This is a genomic window from Streptomyces sp. TRM68416 (genome assembly GCF_014596915.1).
Classification (GTDB): domain Bacteria; phylum Actinomycetota; class Actinomycetes; order Streptomycetales; family Streptomycetaceae; genus Streptomyces.
In genome coordinates this window covers 31,137-58,074 of record NZ_JACVWU010000040.1, presented here as the reverse complement: position 1 = coordinate 58,074, position 26,938 = coordinate 31,137, and the positions used below count along the sequence as shown (strand labels likewise).

The window sequence follows — 26,938 nt, the reverse complement described above, 5'->3', positions numbered from 1 at the left end:
GAGCGGCGCTCAGCGGATCTGCCCCATCCACATACGGCGTCCCAGCTCATCGAGCTCCGTACGGCGCTGTTCGTATTCCGGCAGTGCCAGCCGCACCAGTCGCCAGAAGTCGGCCCGGTGCCCTGCCACCTTGACGTGTGCCAGTTCGTGCGCAATGACGTAGTCCACGAGATGCATGGGCAGCTGGAACAGTTGCCACCCCAGGCTCATCCGGCCCCGCCTGCTCGCACCGCGGCCCGGCTGGTACGCACCCCACCGCTGCCCCAGGTCCCGGACCTCCAGTTCAGGCTCGGCCACCGCCATGCGGGCCGCCCAAGGCTGGAGTCGGTTGCCGGCCCAAGTGCGTCCCGCCCGGCAGTACCACTCGACGAGCGCATCGCGCCCTGCCCGCCTGTCCGCGGCCTGGCTCTTTGGCATGACCAGACGCCCAGCGACCAGGCGAACCCTTCCGTCACCTGCCGCCTCGTCCGACAGGGACAGCCGGTACGTCCGCCCCAAGTAGCGGAACACCTCGCCCTCGGCCAGCTGCTTGGTGGGGTTCAGCGGGCGACTCCGCTCCTGCTGGCCGACCTTCTCCACGACCCAGGCGCGGTGAGCACGCACGAAGCCCTCAGCTTCCGCCTTCGGTCGGCCTTCGGGTGCATGCAGGATCAGTGTCGCGTCGGGCTCGACGGTGAGCGCGAAGCGCTTGCGGCGGGCGCTTGTCCGAACTCGCAGGAATAGCCCGTCGACGGTGAGTGAGTCACCGTCGACCGGTGAGAGGTCCTGGTGGTGGTCGGTGAGCGCGGGCACGCGCCCTATTCTCCCCGCGACCGGCTCAGGAACTGCTGCCGGTTGTCCTCCGCGTACGCGGCGAGTCGCTGGGCGATGCCGTTGAGCGGCCCCCAGTCGGACGTCGTGGGTCTGAGGCCGCCGCGGATCAGTCTGTTCTGAATCCCGTTGGCCAGCGAGTTTATGTCCTGGTGCTGCCCCTGGTAGGAGGCCTTGGACATGGTGCTTGCCGCCGTGTCGCATACGTCGATCACCAGTGGCCGCATGTCCTGCGTGCCGCCGGAGACACCGGGGGTGTCCTCCAAGAGCTGGTCCAGGAGCCGGTGAACACGCTGTTCCAGCGGGGTGAGCCCGGCGAGCGCGGGATCCTCCTCGTCCTCCTGCCTGGCCTGCTCGATGAGCGCCTCGAACTCCTCGACCTGTTCCTCGAAGCGCCCGGGCATCAGCCGGAGAATCTCCTCCAGTCGCTGAGAGAGCCTGGCGTACTTCTCCGGGTCCGCGCGCCGGACCCTCTCCTCCAGGTGGAACCGGAGGGCGTGCCCCATCTCGGCCGCCGCCTCGCGCGGGGGCAGCTCGCGGACCATGTCGTCGAAGGCGGGAGAGGTGAGCGATACGGGCGGGATGACCTGCTCGATCTCCGGTCCCTCCAGATGGTCGGCGATCATGGACCGCACCTTGCGCCCGTAGCGACGCAAGGTGAAAGTCCCGCCCGTGTCATCCCGGTACAGGCGCCGGATGCGCTTCTGCAGCATGCCCCAGCGCCGTGCGTCCGGCAGATGGTCCAGCGCATCTTCGTGCGGGAGCACACGCTCCAGTACGGCAAGGAACTCGTGGAGCGCTTCGTCGAATCCGATGCGGACGGTCTCGTCCTCGAAGGACAGCACAGCGTTGCGCAGCCGGGCGAGGTCGGTGAGATCCGCGTCCGTGATGCCGTGTCCAGCGAGGAAATCGCGGACCCGATCAGCGGCAGGCGTCAGCTCCGCGACCTCCTCGGACAGGCTGCGCATGGTGTCGTCGACGTCGGTCTTCCGGTAGTCGGCGAGAGCGCTGGAAAGGTGCTCGAACACGCCGTAGTAGTCCACGACATAGCCGACCTTCTTGCCCGGCGCGGGCCGGTTGACCCGGGCGACGGCTTGCAGCAGCTCGGCGTCGCGGATCGGCCGGTCGAGGTAGAGCACCTGCTCGCGCGGCGCGTCGAAGCCGGTGAGCAGCATCGACTTCACGATCAGGAAGGCGATGGGACTCTCGGGATGGACGGGGTCGGGGACTGCGGCCTTAGACGGCCCCTTTTGCTCTGGCTCACCGGTCGGAATGTCCGACCACGGGGTGTCGGCACCAAGGCCGTCCTCCGGGATGTCGGGCTCGGGAACGTTGAAGGGCGCCGCGGCGACCCAGTCGGGCTCAGGCGGCAGCTGTGGGAAGGCTTCGTGAAAACGCTCGATGTACACCTTCTGCCGACTGGGGTCGGTCCAGTGCAGCCACTTTCGGCGCTTGCGCTCCGCCCCCGGGGAAATGACGGGCACGAAGTCGATTCGACGCAGAAGGGCCCGGTATTCGTAAGCCTGGTAAAGGTACCGGAGGCGCTCTGGCAGGTCCTTGAGCGGGATCCCCTGGACAGACTCGGGCTTGAACTCCGACAGTTCCGACAGGAGTTCGTCACGCGCCCGGCGCAGCGCATGGTGGTACTCGACGGCGGCCTTCCGGCTGACGGCCGCGACCTGGGCCTTGAACCCGCCGCTGGGCAGCACCCAGCGCACCCAGTGCTCCAGCATGTCCTCGGCCTTGGCGCAGATCACCGGCCACGACTCGGCGACGTCCCGCTCGGTGGGCCACTTGTTGAGCAGAGTCGCCTTTTCGTCTTCCGTGCGGTCGCGGATCAGATCCTCGAACGCACGGTCCAGGCCTTGCTTGTCCCGAACCTTGCCCTCGCCGGTACGCCCCTCGTACCGGATCCGGACGACGACACCGTCCTGTTCGGCCTCCTCCATGCGGTACTCGTCGAGGAAGCCCCTGTCCGGCCCGCCGCTGAAGATCCGGCGTGTGTCGGCCGCCTCGCCGGTCATGATCGGCGTACCGGTGAACCCGATCTTCGCGGCGTTGGGAATGGCCTTGCGCAGGGCCGCGTGCAGCACGCTGGTGTGCGAGCGGTGCGCCTCGTCGACGAGGATGAGGATGTCAGACGAGGTGTTGCACTCGGGGAACTTCGGGACCGGCGCCGCCTCTTGACGCCGCTTGCGGCCTTTCCTGGCGCGCTCGGCGTCCTTGTACTCGGCTACGACGTCCCGGTCGTCGCCGTCCCCCTCGGCCTCGGCGGCGAAGGTGAAGCCTCCCCCGTACTTCTGGATCATCGCGAAGACGACCCGACGGCCACCGTCCCGCAGCAGCCCCTCCATCTGGGTACGGGTCTCGGCGGTCTCGACGTCCGACTCACTCAGTTTCAGCGTCTCGGAGAGCTGATCCTGAAGCTGAGTACGGTCGGTGACGATGACGACCATGAACTCACTGAGCACCGGGTGCAGATGGACTCGGCGCACCAGGAAGGTCATGGTGAGGCTCTTGCCGGATCCCTGGGTGTGCCAGATGACACCGCCGCGCTCGTCGTCGAGGACAGGTCCGCCGCGGGCACGACCGGTGAGCAGCTTCCGCACGGCCTTCTCGGCCGCCCGGTACTGCTGATGGCGTGCGACTGCCTTGACGGTCCGCACGGCGCCGGAGTCGGTCTCGACGGGGAGCGGGATCACATAGTGGCGTACGAAGGTGAGGAGCGAGGCCGGTCGCAGAACCACACCGACGAGCTTGTGCTGTTCGGTGAGCTTGCGGGTCTCATCCGGCAGTTCGGACAGAAGGGTGCTGTTGCTCTCCGGGCTCACGCTGCGCCACGGGTGGAAGTGGTCGGGCGAGGAGGTGATGGTGCCGAGCTGGGCGGTCTCGCCTGTGGCGGCGACGAGCAGTTGCACGGTCCGGAACAGCTCCGGCACACCGCCGGGCAGCGGCAGGTCCGTACCCGACCGCTCGTCGTCCTCGATCGGGTCGCCCGCATAGTGCCGCAGGTCGAGCACAGCGCTGCGGACGGGCTCGGCGAGGTCGGGGCTCTTGCACTCGACGGCGACGAGCGGGATGCCGTTCACGAACAGGACGATGTCGAGTATGGACACGTCCCCGGAACGGTTCTTGACGCGGAGCTGGTCGACGACGGTGAAGTCGTTGAGCCCCACGTGGTCCGGGTGCCACTCGATGTACTGGACGGTGGCGGAGGCACCACCGTGCGCGGCGGAGGGGGCGGTGAGGACAAGTCCGCTGAGCAGCAGGTCGGTGGCGGCGAAGTTGGCCTGGGCGATGCCCTGACCCAGCGGCACGGAGGCCAGCTCCGCGATGGAACGGGCGACGTCGGTGTCGTCCATCCACGGCATACGGTCGCCTGCGAGGAGGTTGATGCGTCGCAGGGCGGCGTCGAGCCGGTCGACGAGCAGAGGCGTACCGGCGTCGAGAGTGCCGACGTCCGCCCCCGGGACATGCGTCCACCCCATGGCCTTGAGCTGGTCGACGAACGGCCGCTCCGCCTCTTCGCGCTCCACCTGAACCACCATGCCCCGCCCGCGCCCTTCGCCCGCCGTCCACGTTGCCCGCTCAAGTGATCCATTGTGCGCGTTGAGCGGGGCGGAGGGGAGGGATTCGGCCGCGTCGGGCAGGGCGGGGCGGGTGGCTCAGGCTTCCCGCACGGGGGCGTCGAGGTCGGGCAGGTCGTCCGGGACCTCGTAGGCCGGCGCGGGGAGCCGGGCGCCGCGGCTCTCGGCGATCCGGTGCACGTCGGTCAGCGACTCGCTCATCCGGGCAAGCAGGAAGCGGAGTTGGGCGGGGGTGGCCCGCCGATCGTCGAGCATGTCGGCGGCGTGGCCGAGGAGGTCGGTGGCCATCTCCAACTGCACGCTCTCGACGTTGTCGGCGACGCGGGAGAGATAGCCGGTTCCGTCGGTCAGGAGATAGCAGCGCTTGCCTTCCGGGCCCGCCCAGGGCAGCAGCCGCACCCCGCTCGTCCCCTGCTTCACGCGGTCACCTCGACTCCGTGGATGACACGCGGCCCTACGTCGATGCCGTGGACGGCGAGCCACAGCGCACGCCGCCGGGCCCGCTGCCGCCGGGCCCGCTGCCGCCGGGCCTCCTCGCGCCGCTCGTGGGCGACGAGGTAGGGACGGACGAGAGCGTGATCCTCACCGCGGAGAGGGCGGGAGCCGGGGCGGTGGGCGGTCGGACCAGGTGCGTGACGGGTCAGTGCCTCTGTGGGCTTCGGGGTGGTCGTGGTACGCCGACGGCGCCCGGAGCCGGGGAGCAGGAGCCGGAGCAGCGGCTCGAAGAGACGGGCGATACGGTGATTCATGTCGTCAACTCCGTTGGGATGGTTGATGGCCACGCCCCCGGACCGGTCGCTCGGTCGCGGGGGTCTCGCGTTCTGTAGCGATCCGTTCACAGAGTGAGACGTCACGGTCTAGGCTCGCCAGGGGGTTGAGTGTGACCAGGCATTTGTCACAAGGGAGTTGGCCATGACCAACACGTACGGTGACTGGCTGAAGCATCAGCGCGAGGCGGCAGGGCTGACGCAACAGCAACTGGCCGACATGACGGTCATGACCCGTTCGCACATCGCCCACATCGAGGCGGGGCGCCGGGTGCCGTCGAAGGAGGATGCGCGGAGGCTCGACAAGGCCCTGAACACGGGGGATGTGCTGAGCAGCTTCCTGCCGCAGGAGGACGGCACGATTGCCGACTACTTCGAGTCGGCGCGCCAACTCGAACAGCAGGCAACGATGATCCGCGAGTTCGCGCTGAGTTTCGTGCCCGGCATCCTTCAGACAGAGCGGTACGCACGTGCGGTACTGGGCACGACGTTCCCTCCCCGGAGTGACGAGGAACGTGACAGGCACGTTGTCACACGGCTTGAGCGCGCGAAGATCCTCAGCAACCCAGTAACGCCCGTAGTGTGGGCACTGCTGGACGAGACGGTGCTACGCCGACCGGTCGGCGGCCCCGAGATCATGGCCGAACAGGTCGCGTACATCGTCAAGTTGGTCGAGACCAAGCGCGTGCGCGCTCACATCCTGCCGCTCGGCTTGGGAGTTCACCCGCTCATGCAGAGCATGCTGTCGTTGTGGTGGTTCGAGGATCAACCTCCGGCCGCGTACAGCGAGGGGCTGGCCATCGGCAAGGTGCACGACTCCCCAGCTGTGGTCCAGCGGCTGCAGGGCGCCTACGATCTCGCACTGAGCGACGCACTGCCGCTGCACGAGTCCCTTGTCCTGATGAGAGCAATTGCAAAGGAATACGGACACCATGGCTGAGCCCACCATCTCGGACTCCTCCGCGTTGAGCGGATGGCGCAAGTCGTCGTACAGCGGGAACGAGTCGGGGAGCTGCGTCGAAGTCCTGGACGGATATCCGTCCGGCGTCCCCGTCCGTGACTCCAAGGCCCCCGACGGCCCCGCGCTGATCTTCCCGGCCCCCGGCTGGTCATCGTTCGTGGCAGCCGTCAAGGGCGGCGAACTCTCGGCCTGACCATGCAGCAGCGGCACCAACTGGCACATTCGGGCCAGCTCCGAGAGCCGCGACCAACTGGGCTGGGGACCAGAGTGGCCCAAACCCGCCTATTACAAGGGCGCCCTCCCCAGCAGCACCCTCAGACTCGCCCCGTCAGCAAATCATCCACGAGTCCCGTCTTCAGGGCTCGCAGCTTCGCCAGTTCCGCCCGCTCACCCTCGATCTGCTCGTCACATGCGTATAGCGCGTCGACGATCCGTCGCTGCTCGGTTGGATCCGCCGGCATATCGATCTCCAGCTCGCACAACCGCGTGGGATTGACGTTTACCTGCTGGACTGCGACAGTCGAAATCGACCGGACGCGCTGGCGAATCAAGGGATGCATCAGCCACTCGACGAGATACTCAGGGATCAGCCGGGAGGGGTCCGGATTAATCCGCACTAGGTACGACGCGAACGTGGCACGCGGAATCTCGCTGCGCCACATCCCCGACTTACCGATGTGATCGATGCTGTTCGTGCGGTTGAACAGGACGTCTCCGTGCCGCAGTTCGAGTCTGTGCGGTACGAGCACTGGGCAGTACCGGAGTTCCGAGAGTTCCGGCTTACCGTCCTCAAGGTTGTTCATGCGCAGAACGGGAATGCCTTGCGAATCTCGACTGAGCGCTTCCGAAGTCCCGTATTCGACCTTGGGGACGACTTCCTTCAGACGCGTTCGGGTCCAGCCGGGTTGCACCTCCCTACCATCAGCCGAGGCCATCGAAGCGAACAAAACTCCTTGCCTCATGCCTCGTAGCTTCGCAATTGACGCCCCGATAGCACGTTCATGTACCGATACGACACGGACGACCTCAACGATTCGCCGCTGCTCATCAATCGGGACGTCCGGAATCAGCAAACTACCAAGCATTCCACCGGAGATCTTGACCATACTCTCAGACGTACCCTGCGCCATGATCGCAATGCGCTGCCGGATACGTGGAGCACGCAGCACCAGCTCCAGAAACTCGGGCAAGTAACGAGGGGAAGTCCGCAAACGCATCATCAGGTCGGGATAAATACAAGGTCCCCCCACGTCACGATAGATGCCCGCCAACCCCACTAGATTCCGCGTATTGGCCCGGCTGATCAGGAGATCACCGTCCCGCAAGAGGGCGGAATGCGAGCCGTACGTAGCGGACGGCGCGTTCTTGAGCTGGCTCGGCTGAAAACCTTCGCCAGTCAGGCAGCCCAGACCGAGCATCCTCACACCAGTCCAGGCCTGGCTTTCCACAGGAGAGACGCCGTTCCGGATTGGCTCCGCAAGCACTTCTGCCAGGGGGATCTGCCCCCAACCGTTAGAGCGCATAGCCAAGCTCCTCAAGGAACCGATCCAACGTCGCCGCCGCCTTCTCCCGCCCCTCCCGAATCTCCCTCAACGAAACCGCGTACTTCCCCTCCCAAACCCCATAGGTCTCCGACAACTCCCGCCGCCGCCGCACCACATGCCCATCGAGCTTCCCGGCAAGGTCACCCCGCAGCAGATCTAGCACCACCCGCCGCTCCCCCTCCGGCCCCAGCGCCTCTCGCGCCCGGAACAACCTCGGTGTGTCCTCCCCCAGCTTGGGCTGGTCACCCGGAGTCCGTTCGAACCAGAAGTCCGCCTCAAGCCGCCTGATCAGCGCGCCCACCTTCGCGCGCTCCTTCTTCACCGAGGCCAGCTCAGCCAACTGCTCGGCGTTCAGCGCGACTTCCTCGCGTGTGACAGCGGCCCCGTCACCTTCGTCGCTCTCACCGTCCTCCGAGGACTCCGGCTCGGCGTTCAGTTCCTTCCACCGCGCGTCCAGGTCTGCCTTCCGCGCATCCGCCGCCGCCAGCTCCTCCAGGAAGTCCGGGGCGATGGCCGCGACCACCTTGTGGTCGTACGCCTGCCGCCGCTCGGCCGCCGTCCGTTTCCGCAGCTTCCGCGTCTTCGGGTCCTGTTCCGGTGCCAGCATCGTCTCGACGTTCTCCACCCAGCCGTCGACGACCCCCGCGAACCCGTTCTCCGACAGCGCGAGCAGGTCGTACTTGGCCTCGTGCCACCAGCCGGCCACCGCGCCCGCCAAGGCGTACCGGTCCAGCAGCCCCACGCCGCCCAGGTCTTCCACGAACGACTTCATCAGCGCGCCGCGCAACTCCATCAGCGCAGCCTTCCGCTCCGACGGTGTCGTGTCGGCCAGGCGCTCCGGTGTAGCCGCGACCGCCTCCAACTGCCGGGCCTCCGCCGCCCACCACTTGTCGAACACCGTCCGCTGAGCTTCCTCACGCGGAAGTGCTAGCTCCGCCAGCCGCGTCGTGTCCGGCCGCTGCCCCTCCGGCAGGAAGTCCACGTACTTCTCGTCGACGGGGTCCCGCTCCGCGAACAGGTCGGTCAGAGCAATCCCGTACGAGTCGAGCAGTTCCTTCTTCGCCTCGATCTCCGCCCTGGGCATGCCGCCCACCAGATGCGCCCGCACGTCCTGCGGCTCCGGCGGCGGAGCATTGTCCACGTAGCGGCGGATGTTGAGGTTGTCGTGGTTCTCGCGCAGTTCCTCCCGGGTGACCACCCGGGAGAAGCCCGGTACCTCCGCGTACGAACGAAACGTCGTAACGATCTTCTCGGCGTGCTCCGGCAACAGGATGTTTTGCGCCCGCTCCGCGTGGAACTCACGGTCCGCGTTGATGAACAGCACCTTGCCCGCCCGCGCCGCATCCTTCTTGCCCGGTGGACGCAGGACCAGGATGCAGGCGGGGATGCCGGTGCCGTAGAAGAGGTTCGGGGCGAGGCCGATGACCGCCTCGATCGCGTCCTCCTCCAGGAGGGCCGTGCGGATCTCCTGTTCCCCACCCCCACGGAACAACACACCGTGCGGCATGACGGTGATGACCATGCCACCGCGACCCTCACGCTTCGTCTCCCACAGCATGTGCTGGAGGAACATCAGGTCGGCCTTGCCGCGCTCGCTGGTCGTCCCGTAGGTCGTGCGCTGTGTCCGGTGGGCGAGGTCCGTCAGAACGTAGTCCATGGAAAACGGCGGGTTGCTGAGCACCCCGTCGAAGCGGTCCGCGTCCGACTTCGGTACGTGCGTCGGTTCGGCGAGCGTGTCACCGGTGCTCAGGTCGAAGCGCCGTACTCCGTGCAGGACCATGTTCATCGTCGACATGATCCAGGAGCCGCTGTTGGCGTCCTGGCCCGCGAAGAACATGTCGCCGGTGTCGCCGCCGTGCTCCTCGACGTACTCCTTGGCGTGGATGAGCATGCCGCCCGAGCCGACGCAGGGGTCGTAGATCCGCATGCCCTGCCGGGGGCCGAGCAGCTCGACCATCATGCGGACGACCGCGCGGGGGGTGTAGAACTCGCCGCCCTTGCGTCCCGCCGAGTCCGCGAACTCCTTGATCAGGTATTCGTAGGCCGCACCGATCAGGTCGGGGAACTCGAAGTCGTCCGTACGCAAGCGGACACGGCCGAAGTGCGCGATCAGCAGCTTCAGCCGCTGGTCGGCGAGCTTAGCCGCACCTGCCGCCGCGCCGGAGCCACCAATGCGGTTGAAGTCGAGGTGGTCGAAGAGGCCTTTGAGCTTGGAGTTCTGGCCCTCCAGCGCCTGCAGGGCGGGGCGGAGCCGGTCCTCGGTGATGTTGTGCGTGGCCGACGAGACCCACTTCCAGCGGGCGTTCTTCGGCACGAACAGCACATCCCGTTCGCTGTACTCCGACTCCTGCTCCAGGTAGCCGGCCAGCATCTCACCGGTGAGGCCGAGTTCCCTCGCCGCCTGCTCCTCGATCTGCTCGCGCGCCGCCTCGAACTCGTCGTTAGCCCGCTTCAGAAAGAGCAGACCGAAGATGTAGTCCTTGTATTCAGAGGCGTCCATCGTGCCGCGGAGGATGTCCGCAGCGGCAAACAGGTGCCGCTCCAACTGCGCGAGCGTGAGCTTGGCCACGTACGACTCCCAACGTCCTGTGGTGACGTAGGAACCCTACGGCGAGTGCGTCCTCTGCTGAAATCCGCTTGCCGGTGTCGATCGCGATTCACGCCCGACGGACTCATGAGCGGTCCGAGGCGGTCAGTACGAGGCGATTCCGAGGCCCTGCTCCACGAATTCGTGGACGTCGGTGTATGGGTCCCGGTGCAGCAGCGACACGTGGTCGCCGTGCTGTGCGTTCATCTGAAGGGCGCGCTTCCTCGCGTCCTCGTAGCGGCCCGTGATCTGGTGCGGCAGGACCAGTTTGATGTTCGCGGAATCCTTCGAGGTCTTCGCGAAGGGCAGTCTTGTCGTCACCTGGCCGCACACCCCGCCGAACGTGCCGGTGACCGGCTTGTGGTGGAGCAGGCGCCACACCTCGAAACACGGATGCGAGAAGGCGACCCGGACATTCCCTTCCCGGGCCTGCTTCAACGCCGTCTCGATGCCTTCGTGCTCGTCCCGGTCGAAAATGCACCACACCTGCGGCAGGTACTTCTCGTCCAGTCCACTGCGCTTCGCCTGCCGTGTCTCGTCCCGCATCAGCCGGACGGCTGCCTCCACCAGCTTGAGCGGCTTGCGCTGGGACCCGGGAGCGGAGGTGTTCGCTATCCGGACCTCGACGGTCATCGTCGCGTCGGCCGGGACTCCATGCTGCTTGATGATCTCGATGTACGAGGGCTCGGTGACCAGCCCCTCGGTGAAGACGTGGACGACTCTCTTGCGCCGCCCGCGGCGCTGTGCCGGACCCAGCGAGTCCTTCCCCCTCGTCCTCGCCATCAGCTCTGCCCCACCTCGTGCTCGCCGTACTCGCGGGCGGCCAGGAGCCGCCTGGCGATCTGGCCCTCCACAAGCGAAGGGACGGCACCGAACGCGCCGGCCAGGTACGACTTCATCAGGTCCTCGTCCTTCCCCGGCTCCGCGGCTGTCAGCGGATAGAGCTCCGTCGCCCCGTCCTTGTCCTTCTCCGTGAGCCACACCTGACCGGGCTCCAGCAGACGTCCGCCGCTCGGGGTGGTGAGCACCGACGGGTCGTGCGAGGTGAACGCCAGCTGTGCGCCGTTCGGGTTGGCATAGGGGTCGTGGAAGAGGCGGACGACCTCGGCGGCGAAGCGGGGGTGCAGGCTCGCGTCCAGCTCGTCAACGAGCAGCACCGCACCCTCGTCGAGGGCCAGCAGCATGGGGCCCAGCAGCGCGAACCAGGAACGGGTGCCGAAGGACTCCTGCTGCCAGTCGAATGCCACCTCGCCAGCAGCTGAGCGATGGACGAGCTTCACTGTCGGCCGCCCTCGGCCGTCCTCGGCGACTTCGGTTCCTGTAATGCCGAGATCTGCCACGCGCAGCAGTTCCTCGATGCGCCGGGCTCTGGCCCCGGACAGCTCCTGCCTGGTGAACGCCTCCCGCTGAGTCCGCTCGTCCTCCGGGTTGATCAGCCATAGGTTGCGGCGGAACCAGTGGAAGAGGGGCGACAACTGCGGGTGGTTGTCAGTACCTGCTGTGGACAGCAAGAGGGCGTTCGGCCGGGTCCGCCGGACGAGCTGCGCCCGGTCCTTGACCCGGCTGCCGGGCCACTCGTACGCCTCCCCGCGGGACGCGTCCCGGTCAAGCCAAACCTGGCGGTGCCCACGCGGATAACTGTGCAGCCATTCGGCCTCGACACGTGCCCTACCCAGCTCGAACCCGTACGTCCAGCGCACCCCGTCCAGGACGAGGTCGACCTCGAAGAAGCTGGGTTCGTTCGCTGCCTTGGACTCCAAGGCGAAGACCGTTCGCGGAATCCCGTCGTACGAGGCCCAGCGGGCGTAGGAGTTAAGGACCGCGCTGCGCATGTCGACCAAGGCGGCCAGAACGTTCGACTTGCCCGAGGCGTTGGCGCCGAAGATGCCGATCAGTGGGAGCACACCTACGGACCTGCCTCCGGCCAGCTCCACCTGCCGGACGGCCGCGCGCGTCTCATCGTCGGACACGACGAAGGACAGCTCCTGCTCATCGCGCAAGGACCGTACGTTCGCCACGCGGAACCTCAGCAGCACACCGTCCTCCTCTCGCGGCTCAGACTAGTCGCCGGGACCGACAGTGCCGACCTGAGGTTGCCCGTGACCTCCGGGAACATACCCGCTTCGGAAAGTCTGCGTGGCCGAATGGGTGATCAACTCTCCGAGCCGTGAGACTCTCCCTCCCCGACGTAGTCGTCGTCCTTGCCAGATGGTGCTGATCGCGCCGGCGGCGATCCGGGGCGTCCGCGAAACGGGTGTGGGGCCACGGCGCGGCGACCGTGGCCGCCCTGGTCATCGCCCGCACTCCGGTCACGTGAGGTGTCAACTCGCGTAGACAACGGCTGATTTGCCGTTTCCCGTCACCCGATGGACACGCGCCATCCATTTACACGGCTACATGTGCATGTCACTCTCCCGGATGTCCCCCTCGTTCCACTCGCGTAGAACGGACACTCCCCGATGCCCGTGAGATCCATACGCCGTTGGAAGTCCCTGGCGCTGGCCGTGTCGGCCGTGATGGTCGGACTCACCGCCCCGGCGCTCACCGCGACCCCGGCCGCGGCCACCACGACCGCGTACGACAGCACGTACTACAAGAACGCGATCGGCAAGACCGGCACGAGCCTGAAGAGTTCGCTGCACACGATCATCAAGCCGCAGACGAAGATCTCGTACTCCGCCGTCTGGGAGGCGCTGAAGGTCACCGACCAGGACCCGAACAACAGCGGCAACGTCGTCCTGCTGTACTCGGGCATCTCACGCAGCAAGTCACTCAACGGCGGCGACGTCGGCGACTGGAACCGTGAGCACGTCTGGGCCAAGTCCCACGGCGACTTCGGCACCTCGACCGGTCCGGGCACCGACCTGCACCACCTGCGCCCCGAGGACGTCCAGGTCAACGCCATCCGCGGCAACAAGGACTTCGACAACGGCGGAAGCGGCTTCACCAACTCCGGCGGCAGCCTGACCGACTCCAACTCCTTCGAGCCGCGCGACGCCGTCAAGGGCGACGTGGCCCGCATGATCCTCTACATGGCCGTCCGCTACGAGGGCAACGACGGCTGGCCGAACCTGGAGCCCAACGAGTCGGTCAGCAACGGCAGCGTCCCCTTCCACGGCCGCCTCTCCGTCCTGAAGGCCTGGAACGACATGGACCCGCCGGACGCCTTCGAGGAGCGCCGCAACGACCTCATCTACTCGAACTACCAGGGCAACCGGAACCCGTTCATCGACCACCCGGAGTGGGTCGAGGCGATCTGGTAGGTCAGCCGTCGAGGTGCGTGGGCGCGAACATCCGCAGCACCGCCGGGAGGACGACCACCGAGGGGCCGGGCTCGCGCAGCGCCTTGGCCAGGTCGGCCTCCAGCGTCTCGGGGGTCGTACGTACCCCCGGGACGCCGAACGACTCGGCCAGCGCCACATAGTCCGGCCGGACCAGCTCGGTCCCCGCGGTCGTGCCGAAGGCGTCCGTCATGTACTCGCGGAGGATGCCGTAGCCGCCGTCGTCGACGATGAGCCACGTCACCGGAAGGTCGTACTGCTTCGCCGTCGCCAGTTCGGCGACGGAGTACAGCGCCCCGCCGTCGCCCGACACGGCCAGCACCGGCCGGGTCGGGTCCGCGGCCGCCGCGCCCAGCGCCGCCGGGAAGCCGTAGCCGAGGCCGCCGGCGCCCTGGGCCGAGTGCATGTGGTTGGGGCCCTTGGCGTCGAAGGCGGACCAGGCCCAGTAGGCCAGGATGGTCATGTCCCAGAAGGACGGGGAGTCGGCGGGCAGGGCCTTGCGGACCGACGCCAGCACCTGCTGTTCCAGGGTGAGTTCCTGGGCGGCGATGCGCTCACCGACTCGGGACAGCAGCTCCCGCACCCGTTCCGGCGCCGTCGGGTCCTCCCGGCGCGACGCCGTCTCCAGCAGCGCCTGGAGCGCCAGGCGGGCATCCGCGTGGATGCCGAGCGCCGGATGGTTGGACTCCAGTTTGCCCAGGTCCGCCTCGATCTGGACGACCCGGCCGCGCGGCTTGAACGTGTGGTAATTCGAGGAGAGTTCGCCGAGGCCGGAGCCGACCACCAGGAGTACGTCCGCGTCCTCCAGGAAGTCGGTGGTGTGCCGGTCCTCCAGCCACGACTGGAGGGACAGCGGGTGGGTCCACGGGAACGCGCCCTTGCCGCCGGGGGTGGTGACCACGGGGGCCTGCAGCAGTTCGGCGAGCTGCCGCAGCTTGCCGCTCGCGTCCGCCCGTACCACTCCCCCGCCCGCGATGATCGCCGGGCGGGAGGCCCTGGAGAGCAGATCGGCGGCGACCGCCGTCAGTTCGGGGCGCGGCGGCAGTTCCTCGGGGAAGGCGTCGCCGCCCGTCACCACCGGGAGCGAGGTCGGGGCCAGCAGCACGTCCTGCGGGATCTCCACCCACACCGGGCCGTGCGGGGCGCTCAGCGCCGACTTCCAGGCCGCCTCGATCGCGGACGGGATCTGGGACTGGGCGCGGACCGTGTGGACGGACTTCACCACGCCGCGGAACGAGGCCGCCTGGTCGGGGAGTTCGTGCAGGTAGCCGTGGCGGCCACCGCCGAGCCCTGCCGTGGGGATCTGGCTGCTGATCGCCAGCACCGGGGCCGAGGCGGCCGCCGCCTCCTGGAGCGCCGCCAGTGAGGTCAGCGCCCCCGGCCCCGTCGACAGGAGCAGGGGCGCGGCCTCGCCGGTGATCCGGCCGTACGCGTCCGCCGCGAACCCGGCGTTGTTCTCCACGCGCAGGCCGATGTACCTCAGATCGGAGCGGCGCAGCGCGTCGAACATGCCGAGGGCGTGCTGGCCGGGCAGGCCGAAGACGGTCGTCGCGCCGAGGCCCGCCAGCGTCTCCACGACCAGGTCTCCGCCGATGCGGCCCGGCGGAGGGTTCAGGGCGGCCTCCGTTTGGGCGGCGGTGGGGCGGAGCACCAGGTCGTGGTCGTGGGTCACTTCGCGCGTGCCTCTGCAATCTGACGGGACATGATCGTGGTCAGTTCGTACGCCGTGTGGGACGCGGCCACCGACGTGATCTCCGCGTGATCGTACGCGGGCGCGACCTCGACGACGTCAGCGGAGACCAGGTTGCAGGAGGCGAGGCCGCGGAGGATCTCCAGCAGCTCGCGGGAGGTCATGCCGCCCGCCTCGGGGGTGCCGGTGCCGGGGGCGTGGGCCGGGTCGAGGCAGTCGATGTCGATGGAGATGTAGAGCGGGCGGTCCCCGATGCGCTGGCGCAGCTGGTCGGCGATCTCGTCGGCGCCGCGGCGGTAGACGTCCGAGGAGGTGACGATGCCGAAGCCCATCTTCTCGTCGTCGGTGAGGTCCTGCTTGCCGTAGAGCGGGCCGCGGGTGCCGACGTGGGAGAGGGCGGAGGTGTCGAGGATGCCCTCCTCGACGGCGCGGCGGAAGGGGGTGCCATGGGTGTACTCGGCGCCGAAGTAGGTGTCCCAGGTGTCGAGGTGGGCGTCGAAGTGGAGCAGGGCGACCGGGCCGTGCTTCTTCGCCACCGAACGCAGCAGCGGCAGCGCGATGGTGTGGTCGCCGCCCAGGGTCATCAGGCGGGCGCCGGTGCCGAGGAGGTCGTCGGCGGCGGCTTCGATCGTCTCGACGGCCTCGTTGATGTTGAACGGGTTCACGGCGATGTCGCCGCCGTCCGCCACCTGGGCGAGGGCGAACGGGGAGGCGTCCTGCGCGGGGTTGTACGGGCGCAGCAGCCGGGAGGCCTCACGGATGGCGTTGCCGCCGAAGCGGGCGCCCGGCCGGTACGAGACGCCCGAGTCGAAGGGCACGCCGACCACGGCGACGTCCGCGGTGCCGACCTCGTCCAGGCGCGGCAGCCGGGCGAAGGTCGCGGGTCCGGCGTACCGCGGGATGCGGGAGGAGTCGACGGGGCCGCGGGGCGTCTCGTTGCTGCTCATGGTCGGATGCCTTTCTTGTTGGCCCTTGGGTGGTGGTCGGCCCTGGTGTGGCCTTGTGGTGATCGGCCCTTGCGGTTGGCCTTGTGGTGGTCGGCCCTTGGCGTGTGACCGTGGGTGTTCAGCCCTCGGCGTGTGACCGTGGGTGTTCAGCCCTCGGCTTGCCCTGGTCCGTGCCGTTCTACGCGGGTGACCAGCTTCGACCCTAGGTGGCCCGGCAGCCAGTGCGAAGTGTACGTTTCATCCATTCCCGCCGGGAAGAATGGAGGAACCGTCCAGCATGTCCACCGCGGCCGCCGCGCCGGCCCCCGCCGCTCCTCCCACACCCCCGGTGCCGCTCTCGGCGCTGCTGGCGCGTGAGGACCTCGCCCTGCGTCAGATCGCCGGGCCGACCGGCCCCGCCGTGGTGATCCACTGGGCGCACGCCTCGGAGATGGCGGACCCGTACCCGTACCTCCTGGGCGGCGAGCTGCTGCTGACCGCCGGGGTGCACATCGCCGGGACCGAGGGCTCGGACGCCTCCTTCGACGACTACGTCTCCCGGATCGTCGCGGCGGGCGGCGCGGCCCTCGGCTTCGGCCTTGCGCCGGTGCACGAGGCGGTGCCGCCGGCGCTGGTCGCGGCCTGCGAGGCGCAGGGCCTGCCGCTGCTGGAGGTGCCCCCGCAGACCCCCTTCGCGGGCGTCGCGCGGGCGGTCTGGCAGCTCATGGCACAGGCCCGGCACGCCGAACTGCGCCGCGTCACCGAGGCCCAGCAGAGCCTGGCCGCGGCGGCCTCCCGCCCGGACCCGGTGCCGTCGGTGCTGCGGCAGCTGGCCCGGCGGGTCGGGGGGCGGGCGGTGCTGTTCGGGCCGGACGGCGGGCTCCTCGCCGAGGCGGGGCGACAGCAGGGCGACGCGGTGAACGCGGGACGACAGCGGACCGACGCCGTAATCGCAGCACGCCAGCAGACCGACGCCGCAAACACAGCACACCAACAGACCAACGCCGCAAACACAGCACGCCAACAGACCGACACCGCAAACACAGCACACCACCAGACCGACGCCGTGAGCGCAGGGCTGGCCGCGCTCGCGCGGGTCGTGACCGGCCGTTCCTCCGCCACCGCGACCGACACCGTCGCCGGCAGCCACCTGGCCGCGTACGCCCTCGCCCCGGGCCACGGCAGCGGGTTCGTCCTCGCGGTGGCCGCACCCCGCCGGGACCCGTCCGACCACACGATCGCCTCCGTCGCCGCCGTCCTCCTCTCCCTGCTCACCGGCTCCCTCCTCGCCGGCGAGCAGGTCAGCGGCACGGACGCGGCCCGCTCCTCCGCGCTGGTGCGCATGCTCCTGGGCGCTGCCCCGCACGAGGTGGCGCCGCTCCTCGGTACCGGCGCCTGGCACGTGGTGCACGCCCACCCCGCCGCCCGTACCGCTCCCGACGCCGTCGCCGCCTCCGCCCTCGGTACGGCGCTCGGCTCCCCCCTCGTCGACCTGGCCGACGACGTCGTACGCGTCCTCGTCCCCGCCGAGCGCGAACCGGCCCCCCAACCCGGCTGGACCCTGGGGGTGAGCGACGCCGCGCAACCGGCGCAGTGGCCGGCCGCCGACCGGCAGGCCGCCCGCGCCCTGGCCCGCGCCCGGGCGACCCGCGCCCCGCTCGTCCGCCACCGCGTCCGGGCCGCCCTCACCGACCTGGTCCCGCGCGACGAGGCCGAGGCACACGCGCGTACCCTCCTCGCGCCGGTCGCCGATTCCCCCGCACTCGTCGACACCCTGCGCACCTGGCTCTCGCTGCACGGCAGTTGGGACCGCACCGCGGTCGCCCTGTCCGTGCACCGCAACACCGTCCGCCAGCGCATCGCGAAATGCGCGGCGCTGCTGGACACCGACCTCGACGACCCGGACGTACGCATGGAACTCTGGTTCGCGCTACGGAAATGACCGCGCGCGAGCGACCCGCGCGCGTCACCCCGCCCGAGTGACCCGCGTCCCAGCGGCCGGGACACCCGGCACGCCCACCGGCGTCTGCCTCACAATGGGACACATGCCGATACCCGGGACACCCAGCCGCGCCGAGCTCGTCGAACACCTCGTCAGGACCCGTATCGCGGGCGCCGTAGCCACGCCCCGCGAGAACAACCTCTCCCACTACCGCAAGCTCGCGAACGGCGACCGCAACTTCTGGCTCGGCCTGGAGCTCGGCGACCGCTGGACCGACGAGCAGGACGTGCTCGCGGTGATGGCGGAGCGGGTCGGTGTGAACGACGATCCCGAGTACCGCTTCGGCCAGGACACCATCGACCCCGAGCTGACGGTCGACGCCCTGCAGCGGCTGGCGGGCCGGCTGCGCAAGGCGGCCGACGGCGGTCAGCGGGTGCTGTTCGCCACCGGCCATCCCGGCGGCCTCCTCGACGTGCACCGCGCCACCGCCGCCGCCCTGCGCACGGCCGGCTGCGAGATCGTGGTCATCCCGGACGGGCTGCAGACGGACGAGGGGTACGTCATGCAGTTCGCGGACGTGGCGGTGCTGGAGCACGGCGCCACGCTGTGGCACACCCACTCGGGCGAGCCGATGAAGGCCATCCTCACGGCCCTGGAGCGGCTCGGCGCCCCGCTGCCCGACCTGGTCGTCGCCGACCACGGCTGGGCGGGCTACGCCGGTCAGCACGGCGTGGACTCCGTCGGGTACGCCGACTGCAACGACCCGGCCCTCTTCCTCGCCGAGTCCGAGGGCACCCTCCAGGTCGCGGTTCCGCTGGACGACCATGTCCTCAGCCCGCGCTACTACGACCCGATGACGGCGTATCTCCTGGCGGAGGCGGGGCTGGCGTAGGGCCGCTGCGGCCCCCTCAACGCTCCCGGGGGCTGCGGACCACGCCTTCCTGGATCACCGTGACGGCGAGCCGGCCGTCCTGCGTGTAGATGCGGGCCTGGCCGAGGCCGCGGCCCGCGGAGGCGGACGGGGACTCCTGGTCGTAGAGGAGCCACTCGTCGGCGCGGAAGGGGCGGTGGAACCACATCGCGTGGTCCAGGGAGGCCCCGACCACGTCGCCCACGGCCCATCCGCCGCGCCCGTGGGCGAGCAGGACCGAGTCGAGCAGGGTCATGTCGGAGACGTAGGTGGCGAGGACGACGTGCAGCAGGGGGTCGTCGCCGAGCTTGCCGTTGGCGCGGAACCAGACCTGGGAGTGCGGTTCGCGCGGCTCGCCGAAGCGGCCGTAGGGGGGTTCGTCGACATAGCGGAGGTCGACGGCGGCGCGTGCCTCCAGGAACCGTTCGACGACCTCGGGGGCGAGGTGTCCGTAGCCGCGCAGCCGCTCCTCGGAGGTGGGGAGCGTGACGGGGTCGGGGGCGTCCGGCATCGGGGTCTGGTGGTCGAAGCCCTCCTCGTACGTCTGGAAGGAGGCGGAGAGCGCGAAGATCGGCTGTCCGTGCTGGACCGCGACGACCCGGCGGGCCGTGAAGGAGCGGCCGTCGTTCATGCGGTCGACGGTGTAGACGATGGGCGCGCCCGGGTCCCCCATGCGCAGGAAGTACGCGTGCAGGGAGTGGGCGAGCCGGTCCTCGGGGACCGTGCGTCCGGCGGCGACGAGGGCCTGGGCCGCGACCTGCCCGCCGAAGACGCGGGGGACGACGGCGGACCGGGACCGGCCGCGGAAGATGTTCTCCTCGATCTGCTCCAGGTCGAGCAGATCGAGGAGATCCTGTAGTGCCTGGCTCATGGTGATGGTTGTACCGGCCAGTGTTTTCCGGGACCTTACAGACCCATGTCCTTGGCGATGATCGACTTCATGATCTCGCTGGTGCCGCCGTAGATGCGGTTGACGCGGTTGTCCGCGTACAGGCGGGCGATGGGGTACTCGTTCATGAAGCCGTAGCCGCCGTGCAGCTGGAGGCAGCGGTCGATGACGCGGTGCGCGACCTCGGTGCAGAACAGCTTGGCGCTGGCGGCCTCGGCTGCGGTGAGTTCACCGGCGTCCAGGGCCTCCAGGGCGCGGTCGGCGACGGCCTCGGCGGCGTCCACCTCGGCCTGGCAGGCGGCCAGCTCGAACTTGGTGTTCTGGAAGGAGGCGACGGACTTGCCGAAGACGGTGCGCTCCTGGACGTACTCCTTGGCGAACCGGACGGCGGCCTTGGCCTGCGCGTAGGCGCCGAAGGCGATGCCCCAGCGCTCGGAGGCGAGGTTCTGGCCGAGGTAGTAGAAGCCCTTGTTCTCCTCGCCGAGCAGGTCCTCGACCGGGACCTTGACGTCGACGAAGGCCAGCTCGGCGGTGTCGGAGGTGCGCAGGCCGAGCTTGTCGAGCTTGCGGCCGATGGAGTAGCCCTCGGACTTGGTGTCCACGGCGAACAGGGAGATGCCGTGGCGGCGGTCCTCGGCCGTGGGCGCGGCGGTGCGGGCGCAGACGATGACGCGGTCGGCGTGGACGCCGCCGGTGATGAAGGTCTTGGCGCCGTTGAGGACGTAGTGCGTGCCGTCCTCGGAGAGCTTGGCGGTGGTCTTCATGCCCGCGAGGTCGGAGCCGGTGCCCGGCTCGGTCATGGCGAGCGCCCACATCTCCTCGCCGGAGACGAACTTCTCCAGGTAGCGCTTCTTCTGCTCGTCGGTGGCGAGCATCTTGATGTAGGGCAGGGCGAGCAGGACGTGCACGCCGGAGCCGCCGAACTGGACGCCCGCGCGCGCGGTCTCCTCGTAGAGGACGGCCTCGAACTTGTGCGTGTCCAGGCCGGCGCCGCCGAACTCCTCGGGCACGTTGATGCCGAAGATGCCCAGCTCGCCGAGCTTGTAGTAGAAGTCGCGCGGGGCCTGGCCCGCCGCGAACCATTCGTCGTACACGGGTACGACCTCGGCCTCGATGAAGGCGCGGATGGTCTCCCGGAACGCCTCGTGGTCCTCGTTGAACACAGTACGGCGCACGGCCGCCCTCCTCCGCCTACGAATATCTAAGCGCTTGCTCACTCAACCGTACCGGCGGGTATCCACAGGCGTCCAGATGTACAGCGCCGTAACGCTCGTCACTCACCCGACGTGCCGTACCGGCGGAACGCGGATGTCTCCACCGTCCACGGCCCAAAGGGCACCGAGTCCCCGAAGATGTACGGGTCCTTGCGGCCGTAGCCGGCCCTGCACGGGTCGGAGTGGACCTCGATGGTGCCGGTGCGGGGGCCGACGATCATGCAGTGGGGAATCCCCATGGCGGCGTACTCCCCGAGCCTGTCCCCGCAGCCGCCGTCCGGGCCGGACGGCGGGACGACCTCGACGACGGCGAGCACCTGCGCCGCGTCAACGGCGAGACCCTCCTCGTCGAGCACCCCCTCCGGGATGACCACGGCGTCCGGGCACCGCATACGGCCGATCGACGGGTGCTCGACCAGAGGGCCGTTCGCACAGATGTAGCCGCGATGAGTCGTGACGAGCTGCTCGTCGAGCTGGTTGCGGATGCGGTGCACCGTGCCCGCATGGCGCTTCGAGCTGCGCCTCATGGCCAGGACCGGGCCTGCGGGGCCGATCTCGGCGACCCAGGCCCCTTCAAGGCTCTCCGCATGGGCCCCGAGCCGCTCGGCAATGGCGCGCATCTTCGCGTACTCCACGGCCCGAGGGTACCGAGGACTACTCCACCCCCGCCGCCCCGAACGCCCCCCGCGCCATCCGATGCAGCAGTTCCGCCGTCGTCCCCCGCCCCGGCAGGGACCCCGGCCGCCCCAGGTGCGGGGTCGAGTTCAGCAGGCCGAAGACCGAGTGCACCGCCGAGCGGGCCGTCGGCTCCGCGAGCTCCGGGTAGACCTTGCGGACCACGTCCACCCACAGCTCCACGTACTGCCGCTGGAGCTGGCGGACCAGCTTGCGGTCGCTGTCGCGCAGGCGGTCCAGCTCGCGGTCGTGCAGGGTGATCAGAGGGCGGTCGTCGAGCGCGAAGTCGATGTGGCCCTCGATGAGGGAGTCGAGGATCTCGTCCGGACCCGCCCCGTCGGCCTCGGCGAGACGCCGCTTCGCGCCGGTCAGGAGCTGGCCGCTGATCCCCACCAGCAGCTCCGCCAGCATGGCGTCCTTGCCCGCGAAGTGCCGGTAGAGGCCGGGCCCGCTGATACCGACCGCGGCGCCTATCTCGTCGACGCCGACACCGTGGAAGCCGCGCTCGGCGAAGAGCCGCGCGGCCTCCTTGAGGATCTGCTCGCGGCGGGTGGGGGCGTCGGTTCTGGTGGCCATGGAAGCAATTCTAGACAGGGAGGTTAGCGGTCGTTAACCTGAAGGAAATGCGTTAACGCTCATTAACTGGTCGACCACTGGTGAGGGGACCGCAGGATGTTCGAGGCACCGGAGCTTCACAGCGCGGCAGATCCCGCGTCGGAGGCCTGGCGGGCCAACGAGGAAGCGCACCGCGCGCTCGTCGAGGAGCTGCGCGGCAAGCTCGCCGCGGCCCGGCTCGGCGGCGGCGAGAAGGCGCGCGCCCGGCACACCGCGCGCGGGAAGCTGCTCCCGCGCGACCGTGTCGACACCCTCCTCGACCCCGGTTCGCCCTTCCTGGAGCTGGCGCCGCTGGCCGCCGACGGGCTGTACGACGGCCAGGCGCCGGCGGCCGGGGTGATCGCCGGGATCGGCCGGGTCAGCGGGCGCGAGTGCGTGATCGTCGCCAACGACGCCACCGTCAAGGGCGGCACGTACTACCCGATGACCGTCAAGAAGCACCTCCGCGCCCAGGAGGTGGCCCTGGAGAACCGGCTGCCGTGTCTGTACCTGGTCGACTCCGGGGGCGCCTTCCTGCCCATGCAGGACGAGGTCTTCCCCGACCGCGAGCACTTCGGGCGGATCTTCTACAACCAGGCCCGGATGTCCGGCGCGGGGATCCCGCAGATCGCGGCCGTCCTCGGCTCGTGCACGGCCGGCGGGGCGTACGTCCCGGCCATGAGCGACGAGGCCGTCATCGTCCGCAACCAGGGCACGATCTTCCTCGGCGGCCCCCCGCTGGTGAAGGCGGCCACCGGCGAGGTCGTCACGGCCGAGGAGCTGGGCGGCGGCGAGGTCCACGCGCGCGTGTCGGGCGTCACCGACCATCTCGCGGAGGACGACGCGCACGCCCTGCGGATCGTCCGGACCATCGTCTCCACGCTTCCCGCGCGCGGGGCGCTGCCCTGGGAGGTGCGGGCGGCCGTCGAGCCGAAGGTCGACCCGGCCGGGCTCTACGGCGCCGTGCCCGTGGACTCCCGCACCCCCTACGACGTGCGCGAGGTCATCGCGCGCGTGGTCGACGGCTCCCGGTTCGCGGAGTTCAAGGCCGAGTTCGGGCAGACCCTGGTCACCGGCTTCGCCCGGATCCACGGCCACCCGGTCGGCGTCGTCGCCAACAACGGCATCCTGTTCTCGGAGTCCGCCCAGAAGGGCGCCCACTTCATCGAGCTGTGCGACCAGCGGGGCATCCCGCTGGTGTTCCTGCAGAACATCTCCGGATTCATGGTCGGCCGGGACTACGAGGCCGGGGGCATCGCCAAGCACGGTGCCAAGATGGTCACGGCCGTCGCCTCCACGCGCGTGCCGAAGCTGACGGTCGTGATCGGCGGCTCGTACGGCGCGGGCAACTACTCGATGTGCGGCCGCGCCTACTCCCCCCGCTTCCTGTGGATGTGGCCGAGCGCCAAGATCTCCGTCATGGGCGGCGAGCAGGCCGCCTCCGTCCTCGCCACCGTCAAGCGCGACCAGCTCGAAGCGCGGGGCGAGGCGTGGGCGGCGGAGGAGGAAGAGACCTTCAAGGCGCCGATCCGGCAGCAGTACGAGCGCCAGGGCAACGCCTACTACGCCACGGCCCGCCTGTGGGACGACGGGGTCATCGACCCCCTGGAGACCCGCCAGGTGCTGGGCCTGGCACTGACGGCCTGCGCCAACGCGCCCCTGGGTGACCCCCAGTTCGGCGTCTTCCGGATGTGAGGGGCTCTTACCGATGACCATGTTCGACACCGTGCTCGTGGCCAACCGGGGCGAGATCGCCGTCCGCGTGATCCGTACGCTGCGCTCGCTGGGCGTGCGCTCGGTGGCCGTCTTCTCCGACGCCGACGCCGACGCGCGGCACGTACGGGAGGCCGACACCGCCGTACGGATCGGCCCGGCGCCGGCCGCCGAGAGCTATCTGTCCGTCGAGCGGCTGCTGGACGCGGCCGCCCGCACCGGCGCCCAGGCCGTCCACCCGGGCTACGGCTTCCTCGCGGAGAACGCGGGCTTCGCGCGCGCGTGCGCCGAGGCCGGGCTCGTCTTCGTCGGGCCGCCGCCCGAGGCGATCTCCCTGATGGGCGACAAGATCCGCGCCAAGGAGACGGTGCAGGCCGCCGGAGTCCCCGTCGTCCCCGGCGGCCGCGACCCCGAACTCGCCGTGGCCGCCCGCGAGCTGGGCGCGCCCGTGCTGCTCAAGCCCAGCGCGGGCGGCGGCGGCAAGGGCATGCGCCTGGTGCGCGACCTGACCCTGCTGGAGGAGGAGATCGCGGCCGCCCGCCGCGAGGCCCGCGCCTCCTTCGGCGACGACACGCTCCTGGTCGAGCGGTGGATCGACCGCCCCCGGCACATCGAGATCCAGGTCCTGGCCGACGGCCACGGGAACGTCGTGCACCTGGGCGAGCGCGAGTGCTCCCTCCAGCGCCGCCACCAGAAGATCATCGAGGAGGCGCCCAGTGTCCTCCTCGACGAGGAGACCCGGGCGGCGATGGGCGAGGCCGCGGTCCAGGCGGCCCGCAGCTGCGGCTACCGGGGCGCGGGCACGGTGGAGTTCATCGTGCCCGGCGGCGACCCGTCCGCGTACTACTTCATGGAGATGAACACCCGCCTCCAGGTGGAGCACCCGGTCACCGAACTCGTCACCGGTCTGGACCTGGTGGAGTGGCAGCTACGGGTGGCGGCGGGCGAGCGACTGCCGTTCGGGCAGGACGACATCACGCTCACCGGGCACGCGATCGAGGCCCGGCTGTGCGCCGAGGACCCCGCGCGCGGGTTCCTCCCCTCCGGGGGCACGGTGCTGATGCTGCGCGAGCCCCAGGGCGAGGGCGTGCGCACCGACTCGGGGCTGAGCGAGGGCACCGAGGTGGGCAGCCTGTACGACCCGATGCTGTCCAAGGTGATCGCGTACGGCCCGGACAGAGCGACCGCCCTGCGCAAGCTGCGCGCGGCCCTCGCGGAGACGGTGACGCTGGGCGTGCAGACGAACGCCGGGTTCCTGCGCCGGCTGCTGGCCCATCCGGACGTGGTCTCGGGCGAGTTGGACACGGGGCTCGTCGCGCGCGTGGTGGACGAGCTGGTCGACACCGACGTACCCGAGGAGGTGTACGAGGCGGCGGCCGCCGTACGGCTCGACGCGCTCAGGCCGCGCGGCGACGGCTGGACCGACCCGTTCTCGGTGCCCAGCGGCTGGCGGCTGGGCGGCACCCCGAAGCCGGCCGGCTTCCACCTCCGGGTCCAGGAGCCCGTCGAGCACGTCCCGCGCGGCACCCACACCGTCACCGACGACCGCGTGGCCGTCACCCTCGACGGCGTCCGGCACGCCTTCCACCGGGCCGGTGACTGGATCGGCCGCGACGGCGACGCCTGGCACGTCCGCGACCACGACCCGGTGGCGGCCTCGCTCACCGGCGCCGGGGCGGGCGGCGCCGACTCCCTGACCGCCCCCATGCCCGGCACCGTGACCGTGGTGAAGGTCGCGGTGGGCGAGGAGGTGACCGCCGGTCAGAGCCTGCTGGTGGTGGAGGCGATGAAGATGGAGCACGTCATCTCCGCCCCGCACGCGGGCACGGTCGCCGAGCTGGACGTCTCACCGGGCACCACGGTCGCCATGGACCAGGTCCTGGCAGTGATCGCACCGCACGAGGAGGCGCAGGCATGACGCTCCCCATGGTCGTACCGGCCCCGGACCTACCCGCGCGCGTCCGGATCCACGAAGTGGGCGCCCGCGACGGCCTGCAGAACGAGAAGAGCACTGTTCCTACGGAGGTCAAGGCGGAGTTCATCCGCCGGCTGGCCGACGCGGGCCTGACCACGATCGAGGCCACGAGCTTCGTCCACCCCAAGTGGGTGCCTCAACTCGCCGACGCGGAACAGCTGTTCCCGCAGGTCGCCGACCTGGACGCGGCCCTCCCGGTGCTCGTGCCCAACGACCGCGGCCTGGACCGCGCCCTGGCCCTCGGCGCCCGCCGCGTCGCCGTCTTCGCCAGCGCCACGGAGTCCTTCGCCAAGGCCAACCTCAACCGCACGGTCGACGAGGCGCTGGCGATGTTCGCCCCGGTGGTGACGCGGGCGAAGGCCGAGGGCGTGCACGTGCGCGGCTATCTGTCGATGTGCTTCGGCGACCCCTGGGAGGGCCCGGTCCCCCTGGACCAGGTGGTCCGGGTCTGCGCCGAACTGCTCGCGCTGGGCTGCGACGAGCTGAGCCTCGGCGACACCATCGGGGTCGCGACCCCGGGCCATGTGACCGCGCTGCTGACGGCCCTGAACGACCGTGGGGTGCCCACCGACCGGCTGGGCGTGCACTTCCACGACACCTACGGCCAGGCCCTCGCCAACACCCTGGCGGCCCTGCGCCACGGCGTCACCACCGTCGACGCCTCCGCGGGCGGCCTCGGCGGCTGCCCGTACGCGAAGTCCGCCACCGGAAACCTCGCCACCGAAGACCTGGTCTGGATGCTGCACGGCCTCGGCATCGAGACCGGAGTCGACCTCGGCCGCCTCGTCGCCACCAGCGCGTGGATGGCCGGACACCTGGGCCGACCGAGCCCGTCCCGCACCGTACGAGCCCTCTCCCACAAGGAGTGACCCC

At 69.8% G+C, this 26,938-nt stretch carries 22 protein-coding genes; 8 read left to right on the top strand and 14 right to left on the bottom strand.

Annotation, left to right across the window (positions count from 1 at the left end; genetic code table 11):
* Positions 1–9: 9 nt before the first annotated feature.
* The 4 genes from ICC28_RS38925 to ICC28_RS38910 all read right to left on the bottom strand — a co-directional run bounded on the left by ICC28_RS38925 (position 10) and on the right by ICC28_RS38910 (position 5,146).
* Positions 10–792 carry a M48 family metallopeptidase gene (locus tag ICC28_RS38925; RefSeq protein ID WP_188293597.1) on the bottom strand — a complete coding sequence of 261 codons (783 nt, stop codon included), beginning with the start codon at positions 790–792 and terminating at the stop codon, positions 10–12.
* A 5-nt stretch (positions 793–797) separates the two neighbouring features.
* The gene (locus ICC28_RS38920) at positions 798–4,358 is read right to left on the bottom strand and encodes a type I restriction endonuclease subunit R (protein ID WP_188293596.1); all 3,561 of its coding nucleotides are present in this window, start codon (positions 4,356–4,358) and stop codon (positions 798–800) included.
* Positions 4,359–4,475: 117 nt separating this feature from the next.
* Entirely contained in the window at positions 4,476–4,817 is a 342-nt protein-coding gene (locus ICC28_RS38915) for a hypothetical protein (RefSeq protein WP_188293595.1), read from the bottom strand.
* Positions 4,814–5,146, bottom strand: coding sequence for a hypothetical protein (locus ICC28_RS38910; RefSeq protein WP_188293594.1), 333 nt, complete (start codon positions 5,144–5,146; stop codon positions 4,814–4,816). The genes ICC28_RS38915 and ICC28_RS38910 overlap by 4 nt, the downstream gene beginning before the upstream one ends.
* A gap of 163 nt (positions 5,147–5,309) precedes the next feature.
* Here ICC28_RS38910 and ICC28_RS38905 point away from each other — a divergent pair, with 163 nt between their 5' ends.
* Together ICC28_RS38905 and ICC28_RS38900 are read left to right on the top strand one after the other, a co-directional pair.
* Positions 5,310–6,104 (top strand): helix-turn-helix domain-containing protein, encoded by a 795-nt coding sequence (locus ICC28_RS38905; protein WP_188293593.1) that lies wholly within the window; start codon positions 5,310–5,312, stop codon positions 6,102–6,104.
* Entirely contained in the window at positions 6,097–6,318 is a 222-nt protein-coding gene (locus ICC28_RS38900; protein ID WP_188293592.1) for a DUF397 domain-containing protein, read from the top strand. Before ICC28_RS38905 ends, ICC28_RS38900 begins: the two co-directional genes overlap by 8 nt.
* A gap of 121 nt (positions 6,319–6,439) precedes the next feature.
* Here ICC28_RS38900 and ICC28_RS38895 read toward each other — a convergent pair whose 3' ends face one another.
* From ICC28_RS38895 to ICC28_RS38880, 4 genes are all read right to left on the bottom strand, one after another.
* Entirely contained in the window at positions 6,440–7,648 is a 1,209-nt protein-coding gene (locus ICC28_RS38895; RefSeq protein ID WP_188293591.1) for a restriction endonuclease subunit S, read from the bottom strand.
* Complete coding sequence (locus ICC28_RS38890) at positions 7,638–10,238, bottom strand: type I restriction-modification system subunit M (RefSeq protein WP_188293590.1); 2,601 nt, start codon at positions 10,236–10,238, stop codon at positions 7,638–7,640. The genes ICC28_RS38895 and ICC28_RS38890 overlap by 11 nt, the downstream gene beginning before the upstream one ends.
* A 123-nt stretch (positions 10,239–10,361) precedes the next feature.
* The gene (locus tag ICC28_RS38885; RefSeq protein WP_188293589.1) at positions 10,362–11,039 is read right to left on the bottom strand and encodes an RloB family protein; all 678 of its coding nucleotides are present in this window, start codon (positions 11,037–11,039) and stop codon (positions 10,362–10,364) included.
* Positions 11,039–12,292, bottom strand: coding sequence for an AAA family ATPase (locus ICC28_RS38880; protein WP_188293588.1), 1,254 nt, complete (start codon positions 12,290–12,292; stop codon positions 11,039–11,041). The genes ICC28_RS38885 and ICC28_RS38880 overlap by 1 nt, the downstream gene beginning before the upstream one ends.
* Positions 12,293–12,715: 423 nt before the next feature.
* Here ICC28_RS38880 and ICC28_RS38875 point away from each other — a divergent pair, with 423 nt between their 5' ends.
* A complete protein-coding gene (locus ICC28_RS38875; RefSeq protein WP_188293587.1) occupies positions 12,716–13,519 on the top strand; it encodes an endonuclease I family protein in 804 nt (267 codons plus the stop codon).
* Position 13,520: 1 nt separating this feature from the next.
* Here the strand turns inward: ICC28_RS38875 and ICC28_RS38870 are convergent, their stop codons facing one another.
* Together ICC28_RS38870 and speB are read right to left on the bottom strand one after the other, a co-directional pair.
* On the bottom strand, positions 13,521–15,209 hold the full coding sequence (locus ICC28_RS38870; RefSeq protein WP_188293586.1) for a thiamine pyrophosphate-binding protein: 1,689 nt from the start codon (positions 15,207–15,209) through the stop codon (positions 13,521–13,523).
* A complete protein-coding gene (gene speB / locus ICC28_RS38865) occupies positions 15,206–16,174 on the bottom strand; it encodes an agmatinase (RefSeq protein WP_186287739.1) in 969 nt (322 codons plus the stop codon). The genes ICC28_RS38870 and speB overlap by 4 nt, the downstream gene beginning before the upstream one ends.
* A 277-nt stretch (positions 16,175–16,451) precedes the next feature.
* Here speB and ICC28_RS38860 point away from each other — a divergent pair, with 277 nt between their 5' ends.
* Positions 16,452–18,095 (top strand): PucR family transcriptional regulator, encoded by a 1,644-nt coding sequence (locus ICC28_RS38860; protein ID WP_188293585.1) that lies wholly within the window; start codon positions 16,452–16,454, stop codon positions 18,093–18,095.
* A gap of 103 nt (positions 18,096–18,198) precedes the next feature.
* Positions 18,199–18,987, top strand: a complete 789-nt coding sequence (locus ICC28_RS38855) for a phosphatase (RefSeq protein ID WP_188293584.1) — start codon at positions 18,199–18,201, stop codon at positions 18,985–18,987.
* 16 nt (positions 18,988–19,003) lie between these two features.
* Here ICC28_RS38855 and ICC28_RS38850 read toward each other — a convergent pair whose 3' ends face one another.
* From ICC28_RS38850 to ICC28_RS38835, 4 genes are all read right to left on the bottom strand, one after another.
* Complete coding sequence (locus ICC28_RS38850; protein WP_188293583.1) at positions 19,004–19,876, bottom strand: acyl-CoA thioesterase; 873 nt, start codon at positions 19,874–19,876, stop codon at positions 19,004–19,006.
* A gap of 35 nt (positions 19,877–19,911) precedes the next feature.
* Entirely contained in the window at positions 19,912–21,069 is a 1,158-nt protein-coding gene (locus ICC28_RS38845) for an acyl-CoA dehydrogenase family protein (RefSeq protein WP_188293582.1), read from the bottom strand.
* A 98-nt stretch (positions 21,070–21,167) separates the two neighbouring features.
* Complete coding sequence (locus tag ICC28_RS38840) at positions 21,168–21,743, bottom strand: Uma2 family endonuclease (protein WP_188293581.1); 576 nt, start codon at positions 21,741–21,743, stop codon at positions 21,168–21,170.
* A 19-nt stretch (positions 21,744–21,762) separates the two neighbouring features.
* Positions 21,763–22,359: a TetR/AcrR family transcriptional regulator gene (locus ICC28_RS38835; protein ID WP_188293580.1), complete on the bottom strand. Its 597-nt coding sequence runs from the start codon at positions 22,357–22,359 to the stop codon at positions 21,763–21,765.
* A gap of 96 nt (positions 22,360–22,455) precedes the next feature.
* Between ICC28_RS38835 and ICC28_RS38830 the strand changes: the two genes are divergently transcribed.
* Genes ICC28_RS38830 through ICC28_RS38820 form a run of 3 tightly spaced genes read left to right on the top strand, consistent with a single transcriptional unit; the run spans position 22,456 to position 26,934 of the window.
* Complete coding sequence (locus tag ICC28_RS38830) at positions 22,456–24,072, top strand: carboxyl transferase domain-containing protein (RefSeq protein WP_188293579.1); 1,617 nt, start codon at positions 22,456–22,458, stop codon at positions 24,070–24,072.
* Between the two features lie 19 nt (positions 24,073–24,091).
* Positions 24,092–26,008 carry an acetyl/propionyl/methylcrotonyl-CoA carboxylase subunit alpha gene (locus tag ICC28_RS38825; protein WP_188293599.1) on the top strand — a complete coding sequence of 639 codons (1,917 nt, stop codon included), beginning with the start codon at positions 24,092–24,094 and terminating at the stop codon, positions 26,006–26,008.
* Positions 26,005–26,934: a hydroxymethylglutaryl-CoA lyase gene (locus ICC28_RS38820; protein ID WP_188293578.1), complete on the top strand. Its 930-nt coding sequence runs from the start codon at positions 26,005–26,007 to the stop codon at positions 26,932–26,934. Before ICC28_RS38825 ends, ICC28_RS38820 begins: the two co-directional genes overlap by 4 nt.
* Positions 26,935–26,938 lie beyond the last annotated feature (4 nt).